The 25116-nt window shown below is 43.8% G+C and carries 19 protein-coding genes and 2 pseudogenes; 11 read left to right on the top strand and 10 right to left on the bottom strand.

The window, feature by feature from the left end; all coding sequences use genetic code 11:
* Positions 1-144 precede the first annotated feature (144 nt).
* From FTU19_RS10490 to FTU19_RS10440, 11 genes and pseudogenes are all read left to right on the top strand, one after another.
* Positions 145-1122: a KpsF/GutQ family sugar-phosphate isomerase gene (locus FTU19_RS10490; protein ID WP_004786235.1), complete on the top strand. Its 978-nt coding sequence runs from the start codon at positions 145-147 to the stop codon at positions 1120-1122.
* 3 nt (positions 1123-1125) lie between these two features.
* On the top strand, positions 1126-1665 hold the full coding sequence (locus FTU19_RS10485) for an HAD family hydrolase (protein WP_034170294.1): 540 nt from the start codon (positions 1126-1128) through the stop codon (positions 1663-1665).
* A gap of 33 nt (positions 1666-1698) precedes the next feature.
* Positions 1699-2247, top strand: a complete 549-nt coding sequence (gene lptC / locus FTU19_RS10480) for an LPS export ABC transporter periplasmic protein LptC (protein WP_034705852.1) — start codon at positions 1699-1701, stop codon at positions 2245-2247.
* Positions 2231-2797: a lipopolysaccharide transport periplasmic protein LptA gene (gene lptA, locus FTU19_RS10475; RefSeq protein ID WP_159122791.1), complete on the top strand. Its 567-nt coding sequence runs from the start codon at positions 2231-2233 to the stop codon at positions 2795-2797. Before lptC ends, lptA begins: the two co-directional genes overlap by 17 nt.
* Positions 2797-3540 (top strand): LPS export ABC transporter ATP-binding protein, encoded by a 744-nt coding sequence (gene lptB / locus FTU19_RS10470; RefSeq protein WP_004786227.1) that lies wholly within the window; start codon positions 2797-2799, stop codon positions 3538-3540. Before lptA ends, lptB begins: the two co-directional genes overlap by 1 nt.
* Before the next feature lie 140 nt (positions 3541-3680).
* Positions 3681-5222 (top strand): annotated as a pseudogene (locus tag FTU19_RS10465) (TolC family outer membrane protein).
* Positions 5219-7357 (top strand): type I secretion system permease/ATPase, encoded by a 2139-nt coding sequence (locus tag FTU19_RS10460; protein ID WP_180018181.1) that lies wholly within the window; start codon positions 5219-5221, stop codon positions 7355-7357. The pseudogene FTU19_RS10465 and the gene FTU19_RS10460 overlap by 4 nt, the downstream one beginning before the upstream one ends.
* Positions 7354-8541, top strand: coding sequence for an HlyD family efflux transporter periplasmic adaptor subunit (locus FTU19_RS10455; protein WP_004786223.1), 1188 nt, complete (start codon positions 7354-7356; stop codon positions 8539-8541). Before FTU19_RS10460 ends, FTU19_RS10455 begins: the two co-directional genes overlap by 4 nt.
* A gap of 114 nt (positions 8542-8655) precedes the next feature.
* Positions 8656-9255, top strand: a complete 600-nt coding sequence (locus FTU19_RS10450; RefSeq protein WP_034170371.1) for a YigZ family protein — start codon at positions 8656-8658, stop codon at positions 9253-9255.
* Positions 9248-9865: a DapH/DapD/GlmU-related protein gene (locus FTU19_RS10445; protein ID WP_180018179.1), complete on the top strand. Its 618-nt coding sequence runs from the start codon at positions 9248-9250 to the stop codon at positions 9863-9865. The genes FTU19_RS10450 and FTU19_RS10445 overlap by 8 nt, the downstream gene beginning before the upstream one ends.
* A 187-nt stretch (positions 9866-10052) precedes the next feature.
* Positions 10053-10895 (top strand): universal stress protein, encoded by an 843-nt coding sequence (locus FTU19_RS10440; RefSeq protein WP_034703837.1) that lies wholly within the window; start codon positions 10053-10055, stop codon positions 10893-10895.
* Positions 10896-11065: 170 nt separating this feature from the next.
* On the opposite strand, the gene FTU19_RS10435 is transcribed toward FTU19_RS10440, so the two are convergent.
* From FTU19_RS10435 to FTU19_RS10390, 10 genes and pseudogenes are all read right to left on the bottom strand, one after another.
* Positions 11066-11731 carry an O-methyltransferase gene (locus FTU19_RS10435; RefSeq protein ID WP_180018177.1) on the bottom strand — a complete coding sequence of 222 codons (666 nt, stop codon included), beginning with the start codon at positions 11729-11731 and terminating at the stop codon, positions 11066-11068.
* Positions 11732-11863: 132 nt separating this feature from the next.
* Positions 11864-12577: a D-Ala-D-Ala carboxypeptidase family metallohydrolase gene (locus FTU19_RS10430; protein ID WP_180131086.1), complete on the bottom strand. Its 714-nt coding sequence runs from the start codon at positions 12575-12577 to the stop codon at positions 11864-11866.
* A 139-nt stretch (positions 12578-12716) separates the two neighbouring features.
* A complete protein-coding gene (fdxA, locus tag FTU19_RS10425; protein ID WP_004786212.1) occupies positions 12717-13040 on the bottom strand; it encodes a ferredoxin FdxA in 324 nt (107 codons plus the stop codon).
* A gap of 204 nt (positions 13041-13244) precedes the next feature.
* Positions 13245-15869 (bottom strand): DNA mismatch repair protein MutS, encoded by a 2625-nt coding sequence (gene mutS / locus FTU19_RS10420; protein WP_180018175.1) that lies wholly within the window; start codon positions 15867-15869, stop codon positions 13245-13247.
* Between the two features lie 289 nt (positions 15870-16158).
* Positions 16159-18165, bottom strand: coding sequence for a triacylglycerol lipase (locus FTU19_RS10415; protein ID WP_180018173.1), 2007 nt, complete (start codon positions 18163-18165; stop codon positions 16159-16161).
* A 124-nt stretch (positions 18166-18289) separates the two neighbouring features.
* On the bottom strand, positions 18290-19240 hold the full coding sequence (locus tag FTU19_RS10410) for an ABUW_2363 family tetratricopeptide repeat lipoprotein (RefSeq protein ID WP_004786208.1): 951 nt from the start codon (positions 19238-19240) through the stop codon (positions 18290-18292).
* Positions 19241-19362: 122 nt separating this feature from the next.
* Positions 19363-20172, bottom strand: a complete 810-nt coding sequence (gene cysE, locus FTU19_RS10405) for a serine O-acetyltransferase (RefSeq protein WP_159122783.1) — start codon at positions 20170-20172, stop codon at positions 19363-19365.
* Entirely contained in the window at positions 20172-21020 is an 849-nt protein-coding gene (locus tag FTU19_RS10400) for an RNA methyltransferase (RefSeq protein ID WP_034703830.1), read from the bottom strand. Before FTU19_RS10400 ends, cysE begins: the two co-directional genes overlap by 1 nt.
* A gap of 35 nt (positions 21021-21055) precedes the next feature.
* Positions 21056-24628: a DNA polymerase III subunit alpha gene (gene dnaE, locus FTU19_RS10395; RefSeq protein WP_180131083.1), complete on the bottom strand. Its 3573-nt coding sequence runs from the start codon at positions 24626-24628 to the stop codon at positions 21056-21058.
* 396 nt (positions 24629-25024) lie between these two features.
* Positions 25025-25116 (bottom strand): annotated as a pseudogene (locus FTU19_RS10390) (IS5/IS1182 family transposase); the annotation flags it as partial.

Below are 25116 nucleotides of genomic sequence, written 5' to 3'. Positions count from 1 at the left end.
ACATTCTGTTTAAGTTTTATGAAAAGCTCTACATTTTGAAACCTGACATTTGCATAGATATGATAAAATTGCGAAAATTATTTTTTGCTAGACTGAGTCAACTCTGTATAGAGTTAAGGTAAACCTACTTTGAACCCACCAAATATGCCAAATCAAATAGACTTCCAGAAAGTTGCACTTGAAACCTTGCGTATCGAAGAACAAGCATTACAGATTTTAGCCACGCAGATTGATGAGCGTTTTAGTCAGGCATGTGAAATTATCCTGCAGTGCAAAGGTCGTCTGGTGATTACCGGGATGGGGAAATCTGGGCATATTGGTCGTAAGATGGCGGCAACTTTTGCCTCTACGGGTACGCCTTCATTCTTCATGCACCCGGGCGAGGCAGGGCATGGTGATCTTGGCATGTTGGTACCGGGTGATGTACTGATTGCCATTTCAAACTCAGGCAAAAGCGATGAAATCATGATGCTGATGCCTCTGATCAAGCGTCTGGAAATTCCTTTAATTACCATTAGTGGTGATGCCAAAGGCCCAATGCCACAAAATGCTGATGTGGCTTTAACTCTGGGTCATCTTCAGGAAGCCTGTCCACTTGGTCTGGCACCGACTTCGAGTACAACGGCAACTTTAGCGCTGGGTGATGCACTGGCTGTCGCTCTTCTGGATGCACGGGGTTTTACTGCTGACGATTTTGCCTTGTCACATCCAGCAGGTGCCTTGGGTAAACGCTTATTGCTGCATGTAAAACACTTAATGCACACTGGTTCGGAATTGCCAAAAGTGTCACCAGATACACCAATGAATCAAGTTTTATACGAGATTTCAAATAAACGCCTAGGTTTAACCACAATTGTGGATCAAAATGACCTATTACTGGGTATTTTCACTGATGGTGACTTGCGCCGCCTGATCGACAAACAGCAAGGTTTTGATGTCAATTTACCGATTCAGGAAGTAATGACCAAAAATCCGCTGACGATTTCTCAGGAAGCGCGTGCTGTCGTTGCACTGGAAAAAATGAACGAACGTAAAATTAATCAATTTGTTGTGGTTGATGATGCCAATAAAGTCATTGGTGTAATTAGTATGCATGACCTGATTCAGGCTGGGGTAAATTAATAGATGGCATCTTATGTATTATTAGAGCAGGCACGTCATATTGAGGCACTGGTACTTGATGTAGATGGTATTTTAAGCGACGGTTTTGTCACATTGACCAATACGGGTGATGAGATCAAGTCTTTTGATATCCGTGATGGGCTGGGTATGAAACTGGTACAGCAAGCCGGAATCAAAGTGATCATTATCACTGGACGTCAAAGCAATATCGTACAAAAACGTATGTCGGATTTAGGTGTAGATCTGGTTTATCAGGGCCGCGAAGATAAAGGGACTGCTTTACGTGAAGCGTGTACTCAGCTCAATATCGACCCTGAAGACTGTTTATACATGGGTGATGACTGGCCTGATCTGTCTGCCTTCGCGATTGCAGGCATGAAAGTGACTGTTCCAAACGGGCATGTTGAAGTACGTCGTCGTGCTGATCTGGTAACGCAGGCCTATGGTGGTCGTGGTGCGGTACGCGAGATTTGTGACATGTTACTGATGTCCAAAGGTAAGTACCAAGAGTTACTTGAAAAATATACTCGTGCGCCTTATTAATAAGTCATACATCCTGGATTAAGTACACCGCTTATGGACACTAGAGTTTTATATCTTACGGCTATTATCATTGCCGCAATAAGTGGTGGTTATTACTATTACAGCGGTAAAGGCAACAAGTTGCAGACTGATTCTGCACGTAGCATGACCTATTCTGCGAATAATATTAACTTAACCCAAACTGATGAAAAGGGCATGTTGTCTGTTCGTGCCCAGGTCGACCAGCTTGAACAAAACCTGCAGCTAGAGACTTCAAGTCTCAAAAATCTGCAGGCAACGACCTATAAAGACGGTCAGATTGATGCGACATTCTTTGCCAAACAGGGCAACGGTTATGATGACAATACAAAAGTTGTACTTTCTCAAGAAGTGCTGGCGACCAAGATCATGCAAAATGGAAAAATGCAGTTCCGTACCGAGGAGCTGACCGCTTTTCCGAAAACACGTGAAATTGAAACCGATAAAACTGTCATTGTTGAATCTCCACAGGCTGAATTTATCAGTCAGGGCCTAAAAGCCAATCTTAATGATGGTCAATACGAATTCTTTAATATTCGAGGAAAGTATGAACCAAATTCCTAGAGCTAAAATGATGAAAACTTTCCTTAAGCGCGCTGCGTTATTAAGTCTGGTTGCATTGGGTTCAGCCACTGCGTTTGCATTGCCATCTGACCGTAACCAGCCGATTACCTTATTAGCTGACCGTGCGACTTTTAATGAGCGTACCGGAGTCACGACTTATTCAGGTAATGTCATTATTGAACAGGGCACCATGAAATTGCAGGCCAATTCGATTGTGGCGAATCTGAATAATAAAAAACAGATCAGCCTGATTACGGCAACAGGTAGCCCGGCTCAATTTCAGCAGAAAGTTGATCCTGCCAAAGGTTTGGCCAAAGGTCAGGCACAGAAAATTGTCTATAATGCGGAAACCGGGATTATTACCCTATCTGGAAATGCCTACTTGCAGCAAGATGGCGCTAGTATCCGTGGTAATACGCTGAAATACAGCATGAATAAAGGCGATATTGAAGCAACAGGTACACCAAATAAAACCGGTTCAGCAGCAGGTCGTGTACAAATCGTGATTCCGCCTTCATCTTCGAAATCCTTTCCGGGAGCACGTGATTAATGGCACAGACGCATCAGGTTCAAACTTTAACCATTAAGCATCTGGCGAAAAATTATAGTAAACGCTGGGTAGTCAAGGACGTTTCCTTCAGTATGGAAAGTGGGCAGATTGTTGGGCTTTTAGGGCCTAATGGTGCAGGTAAAACTACCAGTTTCTATATGGTGGTGGGTCTGGTGCGTATGGACAAGGGTGAGATCCATCTGGATGATCTCGATTTATCTGACTTGGCAATGCATGAACGTGCGCGTAAAGGTATTGGCTATTTACCGCAGGAAGCTTCTATTTTTAGAAAACTAACCATTTCTGAAAATATTATGGCGATTCTGGAAACCCGTAAGGATTTAAGCAAAGCTCAGCGTCAACAACGTTTAGCCGAATTACTAGCAGACTTTAAAATTACCCATATTAAAGATTCATTGGGTATGAGCGTGTCGGGTGGTGAACGTCGTCGTGCTGAAATTGCTCGTGCTTTGGCGGCCGACCCAAAATTCATGTTACTGGATGAACCTTTTGCCGGGGTTGACCCGATTTCCGTGGGTGATATTAAAGATATTATTACGACGCTGAAAGATCGTGGAATTGGGGTATTGATTACCGATCACAACGTTCGTGAAACTTTGGCCATCTGTGAACATGCCTATATTGTCAGCGAAGGTTCAGTTATTGCTGAAGGCACGGCACAAGAAATTCTGGCCAATGAAACGGTACGTAAAGTTTATCTGGGTGATGACTTTACTGTATAGAAAATTTTCATTATCAGAAAAACCCGCATTAAGACTTTAGTCGTCAAATGCGGGTTTTTTTTACTTAACTTAAGACGAAAAAGCTATCTTTTTGTATGATTTGATATATTGTTAGGCTAAAACACGAAACATTCATTATTATGCAATTTAGGGTGCAGCACTTAAAAAATATTCAGGGGATAATAGATAAAAATAAGGGAATATGGATCATTCTTCTTTTGCCTTTATCTGTGCCATTCGTACATGCAGAAAATTCACAGAATTATTTTAATAATATTAAAAGTGGGTTAGGAAAACTGATTGCTCCAGAGCCAACGCGATCAGCGCAGACGATTGATATTAGCTCACTGAGTCAGTACTCACTGGATACCTCAAAAGTAGCCGAACTGCCACAGATTAGTCGGCCGTAGCAGGGACAATCTTCAATTCGACCTATAAATGCTGGTATTCCTGCAAAAATGAGTCTGATTGAGGCGGTTCATACAGCAGTTCAGCGTCGTCCGGAAATTGCCCAGAGTATTTCGTCTTTATCTGCACAGGCCGCCAATATTGATGTGGCCAAAGCAGCCTATTATCCGCAGTTATCTGGCGGTGTAGGTACCGGAGATTTGACCTCAGGTGAACGTGGACGTCAGGTGGTTTCTCTGAATGCAACCCAGATGCTATATGACTTTGGCAAGATTAAAACCAATGTCAGTGTTGAAGAGGCGAGATTGGCAGAAGAACAGGCAAGAGTATTGGTGAGTCTGGATCAGGTGGCACTGGAAGTAGCGGATGCCATCGTCAATATTAAGCGCTATCAGGAAATTACCAAGATTGCCGAACAGCAGATTCAGGGCATCGCACGCATTGCAGAAATTGCCAATTTACGTGCCCGCGCCGGGATTAGCACACAGGCCGATCCGGTTCAGGCGCAGTCGAATCTGGAAGCTGCACAATCTAACCTGATCGTGCAACAGACCCAGTTAAGACAATATCAGCAACGTCTACGAACTTTATTGGGATTTGATGTCTCTGCAATCCAATGGGAAATTTCAGATCGTATCGTGACCCAGGCTGATCTTTATCAGGATCCTGAATTTACCCAGATTCCAAGCATGATCTTGGCACATTCAGGGGTAGATGTAGCTCGATTGCAAAAAGATCAGGCACGTTTAAGCCGTTATCCGACCATTAATCTGAAAAGTAGCTTAAGTCAGGCAGTCAATGGTCGAAATCCAAATAATAATGAAGATGATGGCTTTTATAATTCAATTATGATTGAAGCTAGCAGTAATTTTTATCAGGGGGGCGCTGTTCGGTCTCAGGCACGTGCTGCCAGTTATGCTGAAGAGGCTGCACGCGCACAGGTGAATACTGTCTATCTGGATGTGCTGGATCAGGTTCGCTTAATCCGGGAACAGATTGAAAATAAACAAAGACAAATGAATGTCCTGGCTCAGCGCCGTGAAACTACGGTACGAACCAAAGAGCTATATCAAGAACAATATAAATTGGGCACTCGGACAGTAGTGGATTTATTGAATGCAGAACAGGCGATTCACAGCGCAGCACAGGAAATTGAATCAGCGCGCTATGACATCTATTCGGCGATTGTGCAATACATTCAGGTAACAGGCCGTACACGGGATATTTACGCGCTTAACCGTATTTCCATTCAGGGGTTTGAAGTTCAGCCATGAGTACTATAATAAATTATCAGCCGTGGCTTCAGGCAGTTTTGAATATTGCCAAGCATTATCGGATTGAACCATCTGAGGAACGGATTCGTCTGCAACTGGACTGGAACCAGCATCATGACATTGATGAAATGCTCAAGGTTGTCAGCCGTCAGATGGGATTAAATGTCCGCAAAAATAAATTTGATAGCAGTCTGCTAAATCCTTGGCGTTTGCCCTTATTGGTTGAATTTGATAGCGGAGATGTCGGTGTTATTGAACGTATCGACACACAAGGTAATGTCAGTGTACAACTGAGTGGAGATGCTGGTTTATCGCAAAGTTTTACCATCGAGCAGTTAGAGGCTGGTGCGAAGCATGTTTATATCCTGCGACCAGAGTCTTCTGTACCGGATGCGCGTGTCGACGAATATATTAAACCCTTTGAGAAAAACTGGTTCTGGTCAATTGTTCTGAAAGACTGGAAACGCTATATCGATGTGATGTTTGCCTCTTTAATCGCCAATATTCTGGCTTTGGCAACTATTGTCTTCTCGATGAACGTTTATGACCGTGTCATTCCTTCACAATCGATTCCAACTTTGTGGGTGTTGGCTGGTGGTGTACTGATTGCGGCCATTTTCGAATTTGTATTGCGGGTATCCCGCATTTATCTTTCAGATATTATTGGTAAACGGGCTGACCTGAAAATATCTGACCGGGTATTTGGTCATTCCTTAAGAATTAAAAATAGTGAGCGTTCCAAATCGACTGGAACGTTTATTTCACAGATTCGTGAACTCGAAGGTGTGCGTGAACTGGTCACTTCCACTACCGTGACGGCAATTGCAGATCTGCCATTCTTCTTCCTGTTCCTGGGAATCTTTTGGATTATTGGCGGCAACCTGTTCTGGGTCATGCTACTGGTAGTACCACTCATGATTCTTCCTGGGATTCTGGCACAGAAAAAACTGGCCAAGTTGGCACAGTTGGGGATGCGTGAATCTGCAATCCGTAATGCCTTATTAGTGGAAGCTGTACAAGGGATTGAAGATATCAAGCTGTTAAGAGCTGAAACCCGCTTCCAGAACCAATGGAATCACATGAATGAAGTCTCTGCTGATGTCAGCATGCAACAACGTAAAATTGTTGGCTTAATGACAGCATGGACCCAAAAAATTCAGGGACTCACCTTTGCCATTGTGGTCTTGGTCGGTGCATTTGCGGTGATGGATGGTGAGATGACCACGGGTGCTTTAGTTGCCTGTTCGATTTTATCATCACGGATGCTGGCACCTATTTCACAAATCACTGGTGTCTTGGGGCGTTTACAACAAGCCAAAGTTGCTAAAGGCGGTCTGGATGAATTGATGAAAAAACCGGTGGATCAACCGGACTATTCACATCTGATTCACCGTCCTGTATTGGATGGTCATTATGACCTGAGTGGCGTGGTATTCAAATACGGCGATGATGATCCCAAACCGAGTCTGGTCATTCCAAAACTGGAAATTAAGCCAGGTGAAAAAATTGCAATTCTGGGCCGTAACGGTGCAGGTAAATCAACGCTGTTACAACTGTTGTCGGGCATGCAAACCCCAGCACAGGGTAAGGTCAAACTGGATGGTATTGATCTGACTCTGATCGATCCTTCAGATGTACGCCGTGATATGGGCCTGCTCAATCAGAATTCACAACTCTTTTACGGCAGTATCCGTGAAAACCTGACTTTGGGTGCACCGCTCGCTACGGATCAACAGATTCTGGAAGCCTTACAAATCACTGGTGCACTTAACTTTGTTCAAGAGAAAAAAGAAGGTCTGGATCATATCATTCTGGAAGGTGGAGTGGGCTTCTCTGGTGGACAGCGTCAAGCCTTATTACTCGCACGACTCCTGATCCGCCAGCCTAAAATTTTGTTACTAGATGAACCAACCGCAGCGATTGATGATGTTTCAGAAAAGCAGTTAATTGATCATCTGAAAGGGTATCTGTCCCATCGTACACTGGTAGTGGCAACGCATCGTCGTGCCGTACTGGAGTTAGTTGACCGTATTCTCGTGGTCAATGATGGCAAAATTGTCATGGATGGTCCACGAGACCAAATATTAAATCAGTCACAGGTAGGAACTAAACGGGTCGTGGGAGCAAGCGCATGAGTGAACCACAAACATTAACGCGTTCAAACAAAGTGAGCTTTCAGGAACCGCCATTACCGAAATCCAGTTTGATTATCTGGATTGTGGGCATTGGTTTGTTAATTTTATTGACTTGGGCTTGGTTATTTAAACTGGAAGAGGTCTCGACCGGTACGGGTAAAGTCATTCCATCGTCCAAAGAACAGGTGATTCAGTCTCTGGAGGGCGGCATTCTAACCAAGTTAAATGTCAAAGAAGGTGAGATTGTAGAACGTGGCCAAGTCTTGGCTCAGCTTGATCCAACCCGCTTTGAATCAAATGTCGGTGAATCAGAATCCTTACTAATCGCTTCACGTGCGACTTCCGCCCGTTTACGTGCAGAAGTGAGTGGTACGCCATTGTCTTTCCCTGAAGAAGTGCTGAAATATCCGAAACTGGTTAAAGAAGAAACCGCACTGTATCAGTCACGTCGTGCCAATCTAGAAGAATCTCTTGCCGGCTTGCAACAGGCATTGGTACTGGTACAACAGGAACTGGAAATGACCGCGCCATTGGTGGCTAAAGGGGCAGCCAGTGAAGTTGAAGTTTTACGGTTGAAGCGAGAAGCCAATGACCTGCGTAACCAGATGAATGATATTCGTAACCAGTACTATGTTAAAGCACGGGAAGAACTTTCCAAAGCCAATACTGATGTGGAAACTCAGCAACAGGTGGTACGCGGCAAGTCAGATACCTTGAACCGGACCATTTTTAAATCCCCAGTTCGTGGCGTGGTGAAAGAAATTGATGTCATGACTTTGGGTGGCGTGGTACCACAAAATGGCAAGCTGATGACCATCGTGCCTCTGGACGAGAAATTACTTGTTGAAGCCCGAATTTCACCACGTGATATTGCTTTTATCCGTCCTGATCAGGAAGCACTGGTGAAGATTACTGCCTATGATTACTCGATTTATGGCGGTCTAAAAGGTAAAGTGACCGTGATTTCGCCAGATACCTTGCGGGATGAAGTCAAACAGGATCAGTTCTATTATCGGGTGTATATTCGTACCGATAGTGACAAGCTGAGAAACGCCGCCGGGCAGGAGTTTAACATCACACCAGGTATGGTGGCTTCTGTTGATATTCGTACCGGAGCAAAAACGGTAATGGACTATCTGATCAAGCCATTCAACAAGGCTAAAGAAGCGTTACGTGAACGTTAAATTTAAAAGTAATCAATAAAATTAAATTGAATCAAGCCTCTCGTATAGAGAGGCTTTTTCTTTGCCACCTCAAAACAGGTATACTGCACAGGTGAAATTTGAATGCCTGAAGTTATGCCATTTACCATTGCCAGCCTTGTCAGTTTTGAGGAAGACATCAAAAAAAGCCGATTTCAGGCCTTTGCCACACCTGTAGAAAATGAGCAGGATGTGAAGGATTTTCTGGAGGCCTATCGTGATCCGACCACCACTCATCAATGCTGGGCCTGGAAAATCGGTCATCATGTACGCTTTAATGATGATGGTGAGCCATCGGGTACCGCCGGCCGGCCGATCCTCGCGACTATTGAAGGCAATGAGCTAACCAATGTACTGGTACTAGTGAATCGATGGTATGGCGGTATTAAACTAGGCACCGGCGGTCTGGTCCGTGCCTATGGGGGCTGTGCTGGACAATGTTTGTTATTAGCTGAAAAAATTAAGCTGATTGAAAAGAAAAAGGTCGAATTTGCCTGCCAGTTTAATGAGTGGGCGATTTTTCAGTATGAGCTGAATCAGCAGCAGATTGATTATCAGGAAGAATATATGGCTGAAGGTGTACAGGTTCAGGCACAATTTCAGAAACATCAGATTGAACCTTTTGCTCTGAAGATTCAGGATGTTACTCGCGGACGTGAACAATTAAAAATCATAGAAGAAGCCACAGATGACTGAACCAGATCCATTACTGAAATATCGTGAGCAGCATAAACACCGCCTGAATTATATGCCTTGGCTATATTGGTCTTTAAAACCCAAGAATCGTGGTTGGGCTGAAGCTTGGCAGAAAGAATATCAGACCTATCTGATGGAGATGGAAACAGTCGAAATTGGCGAAAACTGTTTTATTTCGCCGTTGGCGCATATCTTTGCTGAGCCGGGTCGTAAAATTAGTATCGGAGATAATACCTTTATTGCGGCAGATTGTACGCTACATGGTCCTTTGGAGATAGGGAGCGAAGTTGCAATCAATCATCACTGTATTCTGGATGGTGGTCGGGTGGGCATTAAACTGCATGACCAGGTACGTATCGCAGCTTATTGTCATCTTTATGCCTTTGATCATGGGATGGAACTGGAGCAGCCGATTTATCAGCAGCCAGTCAGGTCCAAAGGGATTGAGATTGGTCGGGATGTCTGGCTAGGTGCCCATGTCGGCATTAAAGATGGGGTGAAAATTGCCGATCAGGCGATTATAGGGATGAATAGCATAGTCACGAAAGATATTGAAGTGCGTGCAATTGTCGCCGGAAATCCGGCAAAATTGATTCGATATCGGGATTAAAATAGTGAAAGAAGTTCTTGGAAAAAGGATTTATATCAGGTGCTTAATATTCGGTAAAGGCCTTAGAACATCACATAAAAGTTAACATATTTCAATTCAAGCCTTACAGATTTCAGTGCACATTTACTAATGCTTGTGCTAAGTTAAAAATAACTAAGAAATTTTTATTATAAAAGAGAGGCTGAACATGAAACGTGTCATTGCCTGCATAGACTCCTCACCATGCACGAACGCACTTGCAGATGCGGCTGCATGGATTGCCAAACAGACTGGTCGCGAACTGGTTTTATTACAGGTTCTGGATTATTACCCGGCCAGTTATCATCTTGGGGAAATTAGCGGTGTGATTGGCTTTGAAAGCAATGCCATGTTGCTTAAAGAGCTGGCTGAGCTGGAGCAAAAGCAAAGTGAAATTGCGCTTAGTTATAGCAATAATCTGCTCCAGCATATTTCGGATCGTATCTTTAAAGATTATGGCATCCGCACCACCCATATTCAGGAAAAGGGTGATTTTCTGGAACAAAGTTTTCAGATTCTAAAACCTGATGATATTGCAGTCATTGGACTACTCGGTGAGCGTTCTGCCGAGAAAAATAAGCCAATCGGCACCAATGTAGAAAACTTTATCCGTGGTGCTAACTGTACAGTGATGACTGTAGGGGAACACTTCAGACCACCGACACGTTTTATCTTTGCTTATGAATATTCGCCGACTTGTGTGAAGATGATGAAACGCATTGCAGAAAGTGATTTATTAAGACAATTACAATGTCATCTGCTTTATATCGGGGATCATGTGGAAATCCTGAATGAGCCTCTGCAATATTTGACAGAAGCAGGACTAGAGGTCGTTCCAGAATACCGCTATGGAGAAGTAGCTGAAAATATCCTGTCTTATCAGCAGGAACATGGGATTCAGTTAATTGTCTTGGGGGCATTCAGTCACAGCAAGATCCACCAGTTCTTCTTGGGCAGTATTGCGACAACGATTTTCCGAAATTCTAAAGTGCCATTATTGGTAGCGAAGTAGAAAGAGGGTGATAAAACCTACAGAAATGTATTTTTTGATAAATTGTTACAGCTTGAATTAAAAACAACCAGAGTTATCCTCATATATTGTGGATAACTCTGTGGTTACATTCTGTAAGATGATGTTATTTATCAGGAATACTTTATTGGCTGATTTTTGTTCTAGTCGTATTATTTGACAATTGCGAGTGCAAAACCATCATGTCCTTTACTGCCAACGGTCTGTAAAGCAGTACAAGATAAGATACGTGGATGATTTTCCAGCGCTTTAAACATGTCACGAATGCCTTCAATACTTGGTTTTTTATTGTCCGGATTGATGATATCACCGGCACGAATCACATTGTCCAGGAAAATAATGGTACCGGAGTGGGAAAGGTTTAAGCTCAGCTCCAGATATTCAGGATAGCTTTGCTTATCGGCATCAATAAAAATAAAGTCGAAAGCTTCAGTATCTTCAGGCAGGGCACGAAGCACATCTGCAGCACGGCCACATTTCAGCTCAACTTTCTGTTTTAACTGTGCACGATCAATATTTTCCTGTCCCATGGCAGCATGCGTATCACGGCCTTCAATGGTTAGAATATAACCGTCTTCAGGGAGGGCACGAGCCAGCCACATGGTGCTATATGCAGCAAAGGTTCCCAGTTCCAGTATACGTTTGCACTTATTCATCTGAATCAGCATTTGCAGCAGCATGCCCTGATTCGGCGCAACAGCCAGATGATCTGGAAAACCATGTGCAGCAGTATTTTCAAGAGTCTGATTCAGAATAGGATCTTCAGGAATTAAATGTGAATCAATGTAGCGGTCAATATCTGTCCACATTTGTTGCATAGTACTCGCACCTTTGTTGTGATGCGTGCATTTTAAACTTTTCCGGGCACAGCGCAATTTATTGTTCTATATTCGCTGGTTTTTTAGGCTATACAAAGCCAAAAGCTGGCTTTGTATAGTAAATGGAATGACTTAGTAATTACACATTGATGAGCGACGGCTTAAATCCGGACCCCAAGTGCGATAACCTTGGGTATCAATATGGATTTGGCCAGAGGCATATAAACCGAGCCCCATATTCAGGCTTTGTCCATGCTGTAACCAAAACTGGCACAGTTTGAACTTGGTATTTTCAATTGCTGCATAATCCTGAGCCTGTGGGTACTCAGGTCCGATCCGAAAATCAATTGCCGAGTTAAACAGGTGACGTGAAGAATTGGCTCCACCGGCACACTGATTTAAAGGCAGGTCACGATAAACCGAAGTGACTTCAAAATCAGTCAGTACATTGGCAGCAACCAGATATTTGAAGACACGTAAAGTAGGCACCTGATTTGACCAGAGCTCACGGCTTGGAATCATATATTGCGATCGACCACATTTAGCCCAATCCCGTGCAGTACGCATCAGCTCAAAACTTGGAATAATATTTCCGACCCCTTGCTGGGCCAAAAAGTTTTCATATTCACGTACAAGAGACAGGTTATTCAGTGCCGATACCCAGTGAGTATAGAAATAAGGAACCGGTTTAGGCTGTGGTTTATGGTTGTACTGGACTCGTTCTTCTGGGATGTAAATCCTTTTATCTGGAGTTACCTTACCAGACTGTTTTGTGGTGGTAGCACATCCTACAAAGACAAGCGGGATTATACAAACACTCAATAACCCCTTTATTAAATGCTTCATTGATAGCAATTCAGATATTTTAAAATAGCGCTATTTTAGTCCACTTTTACGGAGAAAATCAGGATAAATTGCAATGAAATGTGTGGATGGGGTATAAAAAAGACCAGTCTATGCTGGTCTTTTTTTAAGATTTGAAAAATTATTTTTCAAGATATTGTAATTTATCAGTTTTACCATTCCACTCTTCACGGTCAGCAGGTTGCTCACCAATTTGTGTGATGTTCGGCCATTTTTGAGACAGTTCAGCATTTAGCTCGATAAAGACTTCTTGACCTTCCGGTAATTCATCTTCAGAGAAAATTGCATTCGCAGGACATTCAGGCTCACATAACGCGCAGTCGATACACTCGTCCGGGTTAATCACAAGGAAGTTAGGACCTTCATAGAAACAGTCTACTGGGCAAACTTCAACACAGTCTTGATATTTACATTTAATACAATTTTCAGTGACAACGAAGGTCATGGCGACAGCTACCTAAAAAATATGGTTCTAATGACGAATACCGTATTTTAGGCAAAAATAGAGGGAACAAACAATTCCTTTTATTGATATTTGTTATATATAGGGCTGTTAAATTTGAAAAAACTGCGATGATTGGATGAAAGGCTTAGGGAATGAGAATCATCATCAGCTAAGCCCTATGCGGGATAGGGCTTAGAAGAGATTTTAACTTGGCTGTTTCATGAGATCTTTAAGAGCATAAAGTTGCTGTAATGCTTCACGTGGGCTCAGATTGTCGACATCAATGTCTTCTAATAATTCAAGCGCTGCTGAAGGCTTTTCAATCTCGATGACTTTTTCGATGATTTCAGGCATCGCAAACAGATCATGCTGCGGACTCTGTGGTTTGGCCTGATGCTGCTTTTCCAGAATCTTCAAGCGATGCTGAGCTTCTTTAATTACAGCCGCAGGAATACCTGCCAGTTTAGCCACTTGTAAACCATGACTCTGGCTAGCTGGGCCATGTTGGACTTTATGCAGCAGAATAAGGTTGCCATTTAGTTCTTTGGCTGTGACATGATAGTTATCAATTCCTGCTTCTTTGTCCAGTTCGGTTAGCTCAAAATAATGCGTTGCGAACAGACATAGACATTGAATCCGTTTAGTCAGATCCAGCACACAAGCCCAAGCCAGGGACAGCCCGTCATAGGTACTGGTTCCACGACCCACTTCATCCATCAGGACTAGCGACTGGCTGGTAGCATGATGCAGAATTTGCGAAGTTTCCGTCATTTCCACCATAAAGGTTGATTTGCCAGTCGACAAATCATCTGCAGAGCCAATCCGGGTAAAGATTCGGTCAATTGGACCCAGTGTTGTCGATTGCGCTGGCACATAACTACCGCAATAAGCCAGTAGGGCAATCAGGGCAGTCTGGCGCATAAAGGTGGATTTACCACCCATATTTGGACCGGTGATAATGGCCATACGGTGCTGATAATCCAGCTGGGTATCATTTGGAGTAAAGGCTGCTTTGCTTAAGGCTTCAACCACAGGATGACGGCCGGCAACGATTTTCACACCAATTTCAGGGCTGAATTTTGGTCGTGCCCAATTGCGTAAACGTGCCTGATGGGCAAAGTTTGCCAACAGATCGATCTGGGCAATCGCACTGCTCATCATCTGTAGATTGCCAATATCCTGACGCAGTTCATCCAGCAACATTTCGAATAGCATTTTCTCGCGAGCAAGTGCACGGGATTCGCTAGACAATACTTTATCTTCAAAAGCTTTTAGTTCAGGCGTGATATAACGCTCAGCATTTTTCAGCGTTTGGCGACGGATATAATGTTCAGGTGCCTGTTCAGCTTGTGCACGAGTCAGTTCGATATAATAACCACTGACACGGTTATAGCCGATTTTCAGGGTAGGAATGCCACTTTGCTCCCGTTCCTTAATTTCCAGATCAATCAGGAACTGGCCGGCATGATCACGGATTTTACGCAGCTCATCCAGCTCGCTATCGAAACCTTCTGCAATGACATTGCCATCACGTAGCAGTACCGGCGGATTTTCAACAATAGCTGACATCAGGCGCTGATGCAGGCCATGAAAATCGCCCAGTTCTTCATTCAGCTGTTGCAATAATTTCGAATTCTGCTGACTTAACAGCGGTTGTAACGCATGGCGTAAAAATGGAATCTGTGCACAAGCTTGACGTAATTGAACCAGATCGCGTGGACGAGCACTACCTAAAGCGATACGGCTGAGTACACGTTCAATATCACTGATTTCTTTTAAGACAAGACGGACTGGCGATTCATGGAAACCTTCAAGCAATGCCTGTGTCGCATCCAGTCGCTCATCCAGTATCGCAGTATCACGAAGCGGTTGCATCAGGGTGCGGCTAAGCAGACGGCCACCCATAGCGGTCTGACAGTCATTGATCAGCTGAAACAATGAAGTGCCATGTTCAAATAAAGGCTCAATCAATTCGAGGTTGCGACGGGTGACTGGATCCAGTGCAATAAAGTCTGAACTTTGTTCCAGTTGAATGGTTCGGATATGCGGTAAAGCCGTTTTCTGGGTTTCTTTAGCATAGTGAATCAATGCAGCCGCAGCAGCTTTGGCCAAAGGCAGATGATCAATTCCGAAACCTGAAAGTGTACTTACTGCAAACTGGTCGCATAAGGTCTTCTGGGCATTGTTCTGGTTGAAGTCGACATTCGGACGTTTACTGATTGGAACATCTAGTTGTTGTTTTAAGTGTTTTACCAGAGCTTGATCTTGCAGATTTTCATCAATCACAATTTCGCTTGGCATCAGGCGTGCCAACTCAATGGCTAACTGACTTAAGTCATAATCGATTTGCTGGACTTTAAATAAACCCGCACTCAGGTCGAGAAGTGCAATTCCGATTTGTTGGTGTTGAACACACAGAGCAACCAGGTTGGAGGTTTGATGCGCACCTAATAAGGCATCATCAGTTAAAGTCCCGGGAGTGATAATTCGGACGACCCCACGTTCAACTGGACCTTTACCAGTCACTTCACCGATCTGCTCGCAGATCACCACCGTTTCGCCTTTTTTTACCAGACGAGCCAGATATCCTTCAGCAGCATGGAAAGGTACACCGGCCATCGGAATTGGCTGACCATTGGCTTTACCGCGATGGGTCAGGGTAATGCCTAAAATTTTGGCGGCCTTATGGGCATCTTCAAAGAACAGTTCATAGAAATCACCCATGCGATAGAACATCAATGAGTGTGGATGCTGCATTTTGACCGACATGTATTGCTGCATCATGGGCGTTAAGCTAGAGAGATCAGCCACAAGTTCTGAACTGGTCATTAAGAAAAAATCCTTTAAATATATAAAGCAAAACCGAAATCTTTTTCCGAAACACTATCCTCGGAAAACCTGGAAAATAGCCTAAGCTAAAATCCTGTAAAGACTGGTTTGAATGTCAAAAATAATTGTCTCAAGTCTAACAAATTTAATTTTTAGAAAGAAACATAAATCCGCAGGAATCTGTATTTGTACGGACTTAGTCGATATAAAGAATAAAAGGGTATTGATACATGGGTTGCCCATAAAAAAAGCCACCGATAGGCAGCTTTTTTATATCGCTTATCAAAATTTAATCAGAATCATACAATCCCAGGTCGACCAGATGTAATCTGAGAAGGCGGCGGAGTTCCAGTACAGCCTCGGGAGTTTCCTGAACGGAATGTCCACCTTTGATAATTTTATTGGAAGCCGCACCTTCAAGATATGCACTCTGATAAGCGACGACATCATCAGTCATAATATTTTCATCATCGCTATCTGTATTGTTGCCAATAATCGAGTGAAATTTGAAACCTGGTGCCGGATTAATATCTTTAGTCAGTGCCGTGAATTTTGATTTCTTACTAAGATCACTCGGCCCATTCTGAATCAGGTCACGACCAACTTCATGCAGAAAATCACTTAAGCCAATTTCACCTTGGACAGTATCGGCAAATGCACCCAAAAAGGCACTCGGCACACGAATAATTTTACGTGCCAATTTGGTATGCCAGCGATCTGCATAATCGGTCCCTTTATGCGGTGCTGCCAGGAAAATAGCACGACTGAAATTCGGAACAGGCTGCATTTTGAAACGCGCTTTAAAGAGTGGATTGTCCCGGAACTTGGTCAGCTTTGAATCTTTTACAATATTAAAAGCGGGCTCGGTAATATCTGCATCACTCACCAATAGACGGGCAATGACACCACCCATACTGTGTCCGACCAGTACAGCTTCTTTTTTGGCTGGTGCATTATTGCTAATACGCGCGAAACCTTGTTGAAGCAGCGCATTAATCTGGAAACGGCTTTCCAGAATAGGCATGTTGGTTGAGTAGAAGACCTGCCACACCTGGAAATTTTCTCTTAAGACCGGATCACCCATAATATCATTCGTTAAACGAATCCAGGCTTCCGGGCTGCTGGCCAAACCATGAATCAGCAATAAAACCTTCTTATTTGGATTGTAAGGTTCCAGCATAAACAGATGCGGCATGACCAGATTATCGTCACGATTGATCAGTGTCAGATAAGCTGCGCGTCCCAGATTGTTTTCTGCCAGCCATAGCCCATAAGGCGCTGAAAAGTTTGCCGCTAAAGCATATTCCTTATTGGCAACTTTAATCTTGTCATATTTATACGGGTCATAAAGTTTTAAATGGAAGTTGCTGTTATTCAGGATCTGTTCTACAGAGTTTGCTGATTCTGGAATGGCGGTAATCGTGGTTGCCAGATAACGTGCTGAATGAATAAAAGGATTTATGCCATTTTGATATTGGTGATTTAGTGGATCGACCAGATATTTTTTATCTTTTTTGGAAATTTCTTCTTCTGGCAAGACCACTAGAAACTCAGAGCCGAAACCGTCACGACGGGTAATCGAGCGCAGACCAGAGAAGTTCATGTTATAGGTCGACATTAACTGTTCAATTGGCTGATTCTTGAGCTGGGGGAAATTGTCCAGATTAATGGTATAGACGCTGTTGCCAACCTGCAGACGTTGACCGGCTTCTTTAGTTTTATAACGTTCCGCGTAGATCTGGATTAAATGAGCAATTGCCAGGTTATAAAAGTCACGAATCTGAACTTGTCGGTTGTCGAAGATCCGGTCCTGTGGTGCACGTTCAGTCTGAAACAGATAGGCATAACTGTAGCGGATACTTTTATCCAGCATTTGTAACTGCTGTTCCTGACATTTTTGCAGGTTCTGGGTTTGCAGTTGCTGTTTTTCTTCAGATCGGGTCTTAGCCAGAGCACTGGTTTTACATTCAGCCGATTTACCAAGCTGGAGTGATTTAGCTAGATATAATTCACTCGATGTTGAAAGTAATTGCTCATCCAGAATCTGTGGAATTTCTTGTAGCTCTTTCACACATTCTTCTGGATTATTTTCACAGACTTGTGCTTCACGTCCGGTCATGGACAGGACATTCAGACTGGCTTCACTCAACTTATCGCGTGTAAGAATGCTATCGCGTTCATTATTGATGGTGACATTAATAGCCTGCTCTTTAACACTCACCACCTGACAGCCACTCAGTACAGCTGTCATGAGTACAGTGCAAAGTAATGCTATCTTATTTATTTTCTCGTGCATAAAGACTTTGAACACTCATTTAAAATTATAAAGCTTGATAATGCTTTGTATTTTACTAATTTTTTCCCATAAAAATAGACCGCCGGAGCGGTCTATTTGTAATATTATGAATCTGAAATATAGCTTATTGTGCTGGTGTAGGCGCAGGGGTTGTTGGTGCAGGAGCGGCTGTTTGCATGACTTGCCATACGTTCCAGCGACCCTGTTTTTCAATTTCCTGAATCAGACGATCAGCGACTTCAGCTTCTTGCGGATATTTAATTTTGTAATTATTCAGAACCTGAACAGCGTTCTTTTTATTCTCCATGGCAATGTAGTTATTTGCCGCAGATAAATAAGCTTCTTGAACACCTGCCTGCATTGCCTTGTCCAGATACTGAATTGCTTCGCGGTGACCACCACCTTCAGACAGACCAAAACCGAACCAGAAGTTTGCTTCAGCATCATCCTGGTTAATACGAAGAATGCGCTGTGCATAGGTCATTGATTTGGTGGTATAGATAGAACCCAAATCAAGATTACGTGCCATCACGCTGGCCTTAAATGCACGCATTAAGACATCAAATGAAGCATTCGGACGTGAAGCCAAAGTATCCAGCTGTTGAGAAACTTCGCGAAGTTTTGCTTCAAAACCACGGCGTTCCTGACGGTCGCTAAAGCGGGGTGGATAATGACGCGCTTTACCTTCTACCATCTGCAAGAAATCATCGATTTCGGTAATGTCGATTTCATTTTCATTGGCAAGTGCTGCATAACGCATACTGCGTGTATTGCTATCCACCATCGGGATGATCAGCTTGTTCACATCTAGGGTTAACTGTTTAGACGGATCTTTAGGATCAGTGACCACCATTTTCGTCACTGGCTGCGCAGCGGCTTTTTGCAAATGAACTTCAAATGGAGGTGGTTCGTTATAGTTAAATGGATTTAAAGCATAAAATGGCGGAGTAAGTTCAGGTTCAACAAAAACTACCTGATCAGCTGGTTTCTGTTCTTGTTTGCTTGAGGTCGGTGCCATAGAGCACGCCGTCATGGTAAAAGCTAAGCAAGCAATTGCTAAGGGCTTCAAGGTCATAATATCCGTCCATTCATGTTATTTTTTAAAACATCTATTCAAAAAATGCATGATCGTCAGTCTATGAAAAGTGCTGCGATCATGCAAGCAAATGCGTGTTACAAAAGAATTACGATTTATAGTCAGGCCTTGGACTGACTGGTTTGTGCTTCGCACTCACGGCGCGCATCTTCCAGAATTTTAAGTTCTTCCTTGCTAAACGGCTGTTCATTTAACTGGTTTTTCTTAAAAGTCGGGTCAAGCAGAGACAGGCGGTTGCACAGTGTATTCATGCGTTTTTCATTTTGTTGAATACGGTCAAGTAGAACACGCATACCTTCTAGAATCGGGTCTGTCTGATCCTGTGTAGTTGCATAAGGCTGGAAACCAATGCTTTCCGCATAATCACGACGACGTGCTTCAGCATCCTCTTTTGGCTGGTCTTTGGTAATAAATCGGGCAGGATTGCCGACCGCTGTGGTATTCGGCGGAACTGCTTTGGTAACCACAGCATTGGAACCAACCTTGGCATTTTTACCTACCGTGAATGGCCCCAGGATTTTAGCACCTGCACCAACAACAACACCATCTTCCAGAGTCGGGTGACGCTTGCCTTTATTCCAGGTGGTACCACCCAAAGTCACACCATGATACAAGGTGACATCATCGCCAATTTCCGCAGTTTCACCAATCACAACGCCCATGCCATGATCAATGAAAAAACGTTTACCAATCTTGGCACCTGGGTGAATTTCGATACCTGTTGCAAAACGGCTAAAAGAGGACAAAACACGCGCTGTACCTTTACAGTCTTTTTTCCATAGCTCATGTGCCATGCGATGCATAATCAGTGCATGGATGCCAGGGTAGGTGGTTAAGACTTCTAAGGTATTGCGTGCTGCAGGATCGCGCGCAAAGACAGCTTGGATATCTTCTTTGAGCTGTTTTAGCATTAGTTTTGATCCTCATCCTGTTGTGATGTATGGGAAGATTTTTTCCAGGTGCCGTTATTCAGTGCCTGAACACGAGTGAAAATACCACGAAGTAAGTGATATTCCATACGATCTAATTGTATACGTCCGAAAAGGCGACGCAAGCGTAAAGGAAGTAATCGTGGGTTTTTTGGATCCATAAATTCAATTTCTGCCAGCATTTTTTCCAGATGCGGGTAGAACTGTTCCATCTGTTCATGGGTCACCAGTGGTTCATCCCATTCCATTTCAATGCCATCAATGACTTGCATGGTGGCTTTTGGATCACGTGGGTGTTCAACCTGATCCAGTGCTGCCATACGCAGTTCATAGCAGATCACCTGAATGGCTTGAGCAACATTCAAAACACCATAATCCGTATTCACAGGAATGGTTAAGTGATAATTCGCCATTGCCAGTTCTTCATTGGTCAGACCGCGGTCTTCACGGCCAAACAGAATCGCAATTTCCTGTTTTTCTTGCACCACAGCAGAAAGTGCTTTTTCTGCCGCTGGACGGACATCTAGTAAAGGCCATGGAATGGTGCGGCTACGCGCACTGGTCCCAAAGACGATCTGGCAATCCTTAATGGCTTCTTCTAGCGTTTCTACGATTTCAATCTGCTCGATCAGATCGGTTGCACCTGCAGCTAGGGCATCAATGTCCGGATGTGGGTAGGTTTTAGGCGCAACCAGAACCAGCTTGCACAGGCCCATGGTTTTCATGGCACGTAAGGCACTACCAATATTGGCAGGCAGGGTAGTATTAACCATGACAATACGCACATGAGAGAGATGTGCTGAAACAGCAGCATTGTCAATTTGACTCATGATGATTCCAGTTTGGATATATTAAAATGGGAGATTTATGAATACTGCGGCTGAGATTCAGCTTCATATTGTGCCAGAGCATCGTCCATACTCATGTCAGCAGGTGGAGGCGGAACCTCGACCGGCTTGGCTTGTTCATAAGATACGGCACGTGCAGCTTTAGACTTCACCTGATACTCGATATAGAGCGCAGTCTTGCCAAAATAATCACGCAGCTTGGCGAGAAGATCATCCAGCGGCGCAACTTTCCAGCTTAAACCCAGATGCAGTTCGGCCGTGGCATAGCCATAATCCAGATATAGAATCACGGGAATATGCGTGCTCATGTCCACATTGGTATATGGCACTAGAATCTGCTGCAAGTCACGGCTGAGGGTTTTGCTGTAATGTTCAGCTTGCAAGGTAATCTTGATGCTGTTAGCACGTTTCTGACGGATTTCATTCAGGCTAAAGGCCTTAGTTAAACGACCGAGTGGACGGTCAAAACCTTCACGTTCGTAGATTTCACCTTCAATCACTACCACTTTATCGACCTGAACGATGTCTTTAAAGCGCTGGAAGCGTTCATGGTTGGTGGAAATTTCGATACGTGCCGTACCATCATCTAATGTCACCATCATCCGGTTCGGGAAGTTAGCGACATCGACTACCAGACCGGCAAACACAGTCGTTACACCACGACGGGTTGGGGTTAATTCATTGATCTGACAAGGTACAAAAGCTTTTAGTTCATTACGATATACATCAATTGGGTGACCAGTCAGGTATAGACCTAAGGTATCTTTTTCACCTTTCAGACGAACTTCATCTGACCAAGGTTTCACCGGTTTGGCAGGTTTACGTTGGACTTCTTCAACTTCCCCGAACAGATCCATGATCCCGGTTTCACGGTTCTGACGCGCCTGATCCGCAGCTTGTACCGCTTCAGGCAATTGTGCCATTAGGTCAGCACGTTCAATGCCTAGACAATCTAGTGCACCCGCACGGATCAAGGCTTCGAGCGTACGTTTGTTGATTTTCTTCAGGTCAATACGGTGACAGAAGTCAAACAGGTCTTTATATGGACCTTCTTTCTGACGTGATTCAATCACGGACTGCATTGCCGCTTCACCGACGCCTTTAATCGCACCCAAACCATAAACAATGGTTTTTGGATCACTGGCATGGAACTGGTAAATCGACATATTCACCGATGGTGGTAATACTTCCAGTCCGTTATGACGGCAATCATCAATCAGGAACACCACGTTATCAGTGTTCTGCATTTCCGAGGTCATCACCGCTGACATGAATTCAGCAGGATAATGCGCTTTCAACCAAGCTGTTTGATAGGCGACAAGTGCATAGGCTGCAGCATGCGATTTGTTAAAGCCATAGCCTGCGAATTTTTCCATATAGTCGAAGATATGGTTCGCCGTTGCTTCATCGATATCTTTTTTCGCAGCACCTTCAATGAAGATCTTACGCTGCTTGACCATTTCTTCAGGTTTTTTCTTACCCATCGCACGACGAAGTAAGTCCGCACCACCCAAGCTATAGCCGGCACAGAACTGTGCCGACTGCATTACCTGTTCTTGGTATACCATGATCCCGTAAGTCGGCTCTAATACCTTTTCCAGTAATGGATGCAGGTATTCAAACTCGCCACCATGCATACGATGGATAAAGTCAGGAATCAGATCCATTGGACCCGGACGATATAACGATACGAAGGCGATAATTTCTTCGAACTTGCTAGGACGTGCTTCCTTCAACATCTTTTTCATGCCGACGGATTCAAACTGGAATACCGCGGTGGTATTCGCCGTCGCGAAGATGTTATAGGCTGGCTTGTCATCCAGCGGAATATAGGAAATATTCACCGGTTCGGTCACGTCTGGGCGTGCATTGATGTGCTTGATGGCATCTTCAATAACGGTCAGGTTACGTAGACCCAAGAAGTCGAATTTCACTAGACCGGCAGCTTCGACATCATCCTTATCAAATTGAGCGACACGTGCTGTACCATCCGCATCACACATCACGGCTGAATAGTCGGTCAGCTTGGTCGGTGCAATCACTACACCACCGGCGTGTTTACCGGTGTTACGGGTAATGCCTTCAAGCTTAAGTGCCATTTCCCAGATTTCAGAAGCATCATCATAATCTGGATTTGATGGATTGGTGACGATATCCTTCAGCTGTGGTTCTGCTTCCAGAGATTCTTCCAGACTTAAACCCAAAGGTTTGGTGGGAATCAGTTTGGAAATACGATCGGCCAGACCATACGATTTACCCAATACACGTGCCACGTCACGAATCGCACCTTTGGCCGCCATGGTACCGAAAGTCGCAATCTGCGATACCGCATCACGGCCATAAGTCCGTGCCACATAGTCGATCACGCGGTCACGACCAGCGATACAGAAATCGACGTCAAAGTCGGGCATCGAAACACGTTCCGGGTTCAAGAAACGTTCGAACAGCAGGTCATAGCGCAGAGGATCAAGATCGGTAATTTTCAAACTATAGGCTACGAGGGAACCCGCACCTGAACCACGGCCCGGACCTACCGGTACGCCATTTCCTTTGGACCATTGAATGAAGTCCATGACGATCAAGAAGTACCCTGGGAAGCCCATATCCAGAATAATTTTGATTTCAAACGCCAGACGTTCATCATAAGGCTGACGGATTAAAGGCCAGTCTTCTTCACGTTTTTCTGGTGGATACAGGAAATTCAGGCGTTCTTCTAAACCTTCTTCACATAAATGTGCGAAGTAGGTGTCAATAGTATGGCCTTCAGGAATTGGGTAATCTGGTAAGTCGTTGAAACCTAAACGTAGGGTGACATTACAACGTCTTGCGATATGGAAGGTGTTTTCAATCGCGGTTGGAATATCGCTAAACAGTTCCGCCATTTCTGTTGAGCTTTTAAAATATTGCTCAGGGCTATAGGTTTTAGGACGGCGATTATCACCAAGCACATAACCATCTGCGATACAGACACGCGCTTCATGTGCTTCAAAGTCTTCGCGTGCAATAAAATGCACATCATTATGTGCAACTACACCAATATTATATTTCTTTGCGAGCTTTACCGCTTCTTCAATGAAAGTATCTTCATTAGCACGGCCAGTGCGGGTGAGGGCGAGATAAACACGATTTCCAAATTTCTCTACCCATTCTTGCAGTAGCGGTTCAGCTTTATCGGGATTTGAAGTAATCAGCATTTTGCCGACATCGGACTGCATACCGAGCAATACGATCATGTCATCGTGCTGATTCAAGATCCAATCTTTTTGTACGCAAGGAATATCCAGTTGCTGGCCGCTGATATAACCTTCAGACACCAGTTCGGTCAGGTTGCGCCAGCCTTTGTTGGTCATGGAAAGCAGGGTAACCCGATGCTCAGCATCATTCAGACGAATTTCAGAGCCAAGAATCGGTTTGATGCCTTTATCCAAACATTTTTTATAGAATTTAACAGCAGCATGTAGATTGGATAAGTCAGTCAGCGCGAGTGCTGGCATCTCGTCATTCGCAGCAGCTTTGACCAAGTCAGGTATACGTACGATGGATTCAGTAATCGAAAATTCTGTATGAATACCAAGATGAACAAAGTGCATAAATGAGTCCCTGCAAAAACCACTCGATAGTTTAGCACGGGATTTATTGTTTCAGTTTGAAATTGAGGGGAAATGCTGAACTTTTAGATTGTGAATTAGAATTGACTTAAAGTCATGTTTATCATTTTATCGGAATAGAACTACGTATCCAAATTGAATTTGTATGAGGCGACATGGATGTCGCCGTTGGCTTGTGATACAGGGACGTATCATCAAGCTAACAGAAGATTTTTGTTACCTTGCATAGCAGTGCTATTCATCTTTCAAAAGTAAAAGAAGAATTTCAAGTGTCAGTAAGTTTATTCATAAAGTTATTTGAAAATTAGAATTTCATTATTTTTACTTTAATTTAAATTTTGAGTAGGGTCTGTTGACACTTACTGTTCATAATTAACCCTATAACGGTAGCCATAAAAATATACAGGCTAAGGCAACAGAACTTTGATAATTTCTTTTGAGCTTGTCATATCGAGTAGCTATTCCTCTAA

Source organism: Acinetobacter sp. YH12072 (genome assembly GCF_013419565.1).
In the GTDB taxonomy this organism is placed as follows: Bacteria; Pseudomonadota; Gammaproteobacteria; order Pseudomonadales; family Moraxellaceae; genus Acinetobacter.
This window is presented reverse-complemented; position numbering and strand designations above follow the sequence as displayed.

Bases quoted from the DNA above. Each gene is read 5' to 3' on its own strand.
- FTU19_RS10490 (WP_004786235.1), top strand. From the start codon at position 145: ATGCCAAATCAAATAGACTTCCAGAAAGTTGCACTTGAAACCTTGCGT.
- FTU19_RS10485 (WP_034170294.1), top strand. From the start codon at position 1,126: ATGGCATCTTATGTATTATTAGAGCAGGCACGTCATATTGAGGCACTG.
- lptC (WP_034705852.1), top strand. From the start codon at position 1,699: ATGGACACTAGAGTTTTATATCTTACGGCTATTATCATTGCCGCAATA.
- lptA (WP_159122791.1), top strand. From the start codon at position 2,231: ATGAACCAAATTCCTAGAGCTAAAATGATGAAAACTTTCCTTAAGCGC.
- lptB (WP_004786227.1), top strand. From the start codon at position 2,797: ATGGCACAGACGCATCAGGTTCAAACTTTAACCATTAAGCATCTGGCG.
- FTU19_RS10460 (WP_180018181.1), top strand. From the start codon at position 5,219: ATGAGTACTATAATAAATTATCAGCCGTGGCTTCAGGCAGTTTTGAAT.
- FTU19_RS10455 (WP_004786223.1), top strand. From the start codon at position 7,354: ATGAGTGAACCACAAACATTAACGCGTTCAAACAAAGTGAGCTTTCAG.
- FTU19_RS10450 (WP_034170371.1), top strand. From the start codon at position 8,656: ATGCCATTTACCATTGCCAGCCTTGTCAGTTTTGAGGAAGACATCAAA.
- FTU19_RS10445 (WP_180018179.1), top strand. From the start codon at position 9,248: ATGACTGAACCAGATCCATTACTGAAATATCGTGAGCAGCATAAACAC.
- FTU19_RS10440 (WP_034703837.1), top strand. From the start codon at position 10,053: ATGAAACGTGTCATTGCCTGCATAGACTCCTCACCATGCACGAACGCA.
- FTU19_RS10435 (WP_180018177.1), bottom strand. From the start codon at position 11,731: ATGCAACAAATGTGGACAGATATTGACCGCTACATTGATTCACATTTA.
- FTU19_RS10430 (WP_180131086.1), bottom strand. From the start codon at position 12,577: ATGAAGCATTTAATAAAGGGGTTATTGAGTGTTTGTATAATCCCGCTT.
- fdxA (WP_004786212.1), bottom strand. From the start codon at position 13,040: ATGACCTTCGTTGTCACTGAAAATTGTATTAAATGTAAATATCAAGAC.
- mutS (WP_180018175.1), bottom strand. From the start codon at position 15,869: ATGACCAGTTCAGAACTTGTGGCTGATCTCTCTAGCTTAACGCCCATG.
- FTU19_RS10415 (WP_180018173.1), bottom strand. From the start codon at position 18,165: ATGCACGAGAAAATAAATAAGATAGCATTACTTTGCACTGTACTCATG.
- FTU19_RS10410 (WP_004786208.1), bottom strand. From the start codon at position 19,240: ATGACCTTGAAGCCCTTAGCAATTGCTTGCTTAGCTTTTACCATGACG.
- cysE (WP_159122783.1), bottom strand. From the start codon at position 20,172: ATGCTAAAACAGCTCAAAGAAGATATCCAAGCTGTCTTTGCGCGCGAT.
- FTU19_RS10400 (WP_034703830.1), bottom strand. From the start codon at position 21,020: ATGAGTCAAATTGACAATGCTGCTGTTTCAGCACATCTCTCTCATGTG.
- dnaE (WP_180131083.1), bottom strand. From the start codon at position 24,628: ATGCACTTTGTTCATCTTGGTATTCATACAGAATTTTCGATTACTGAA.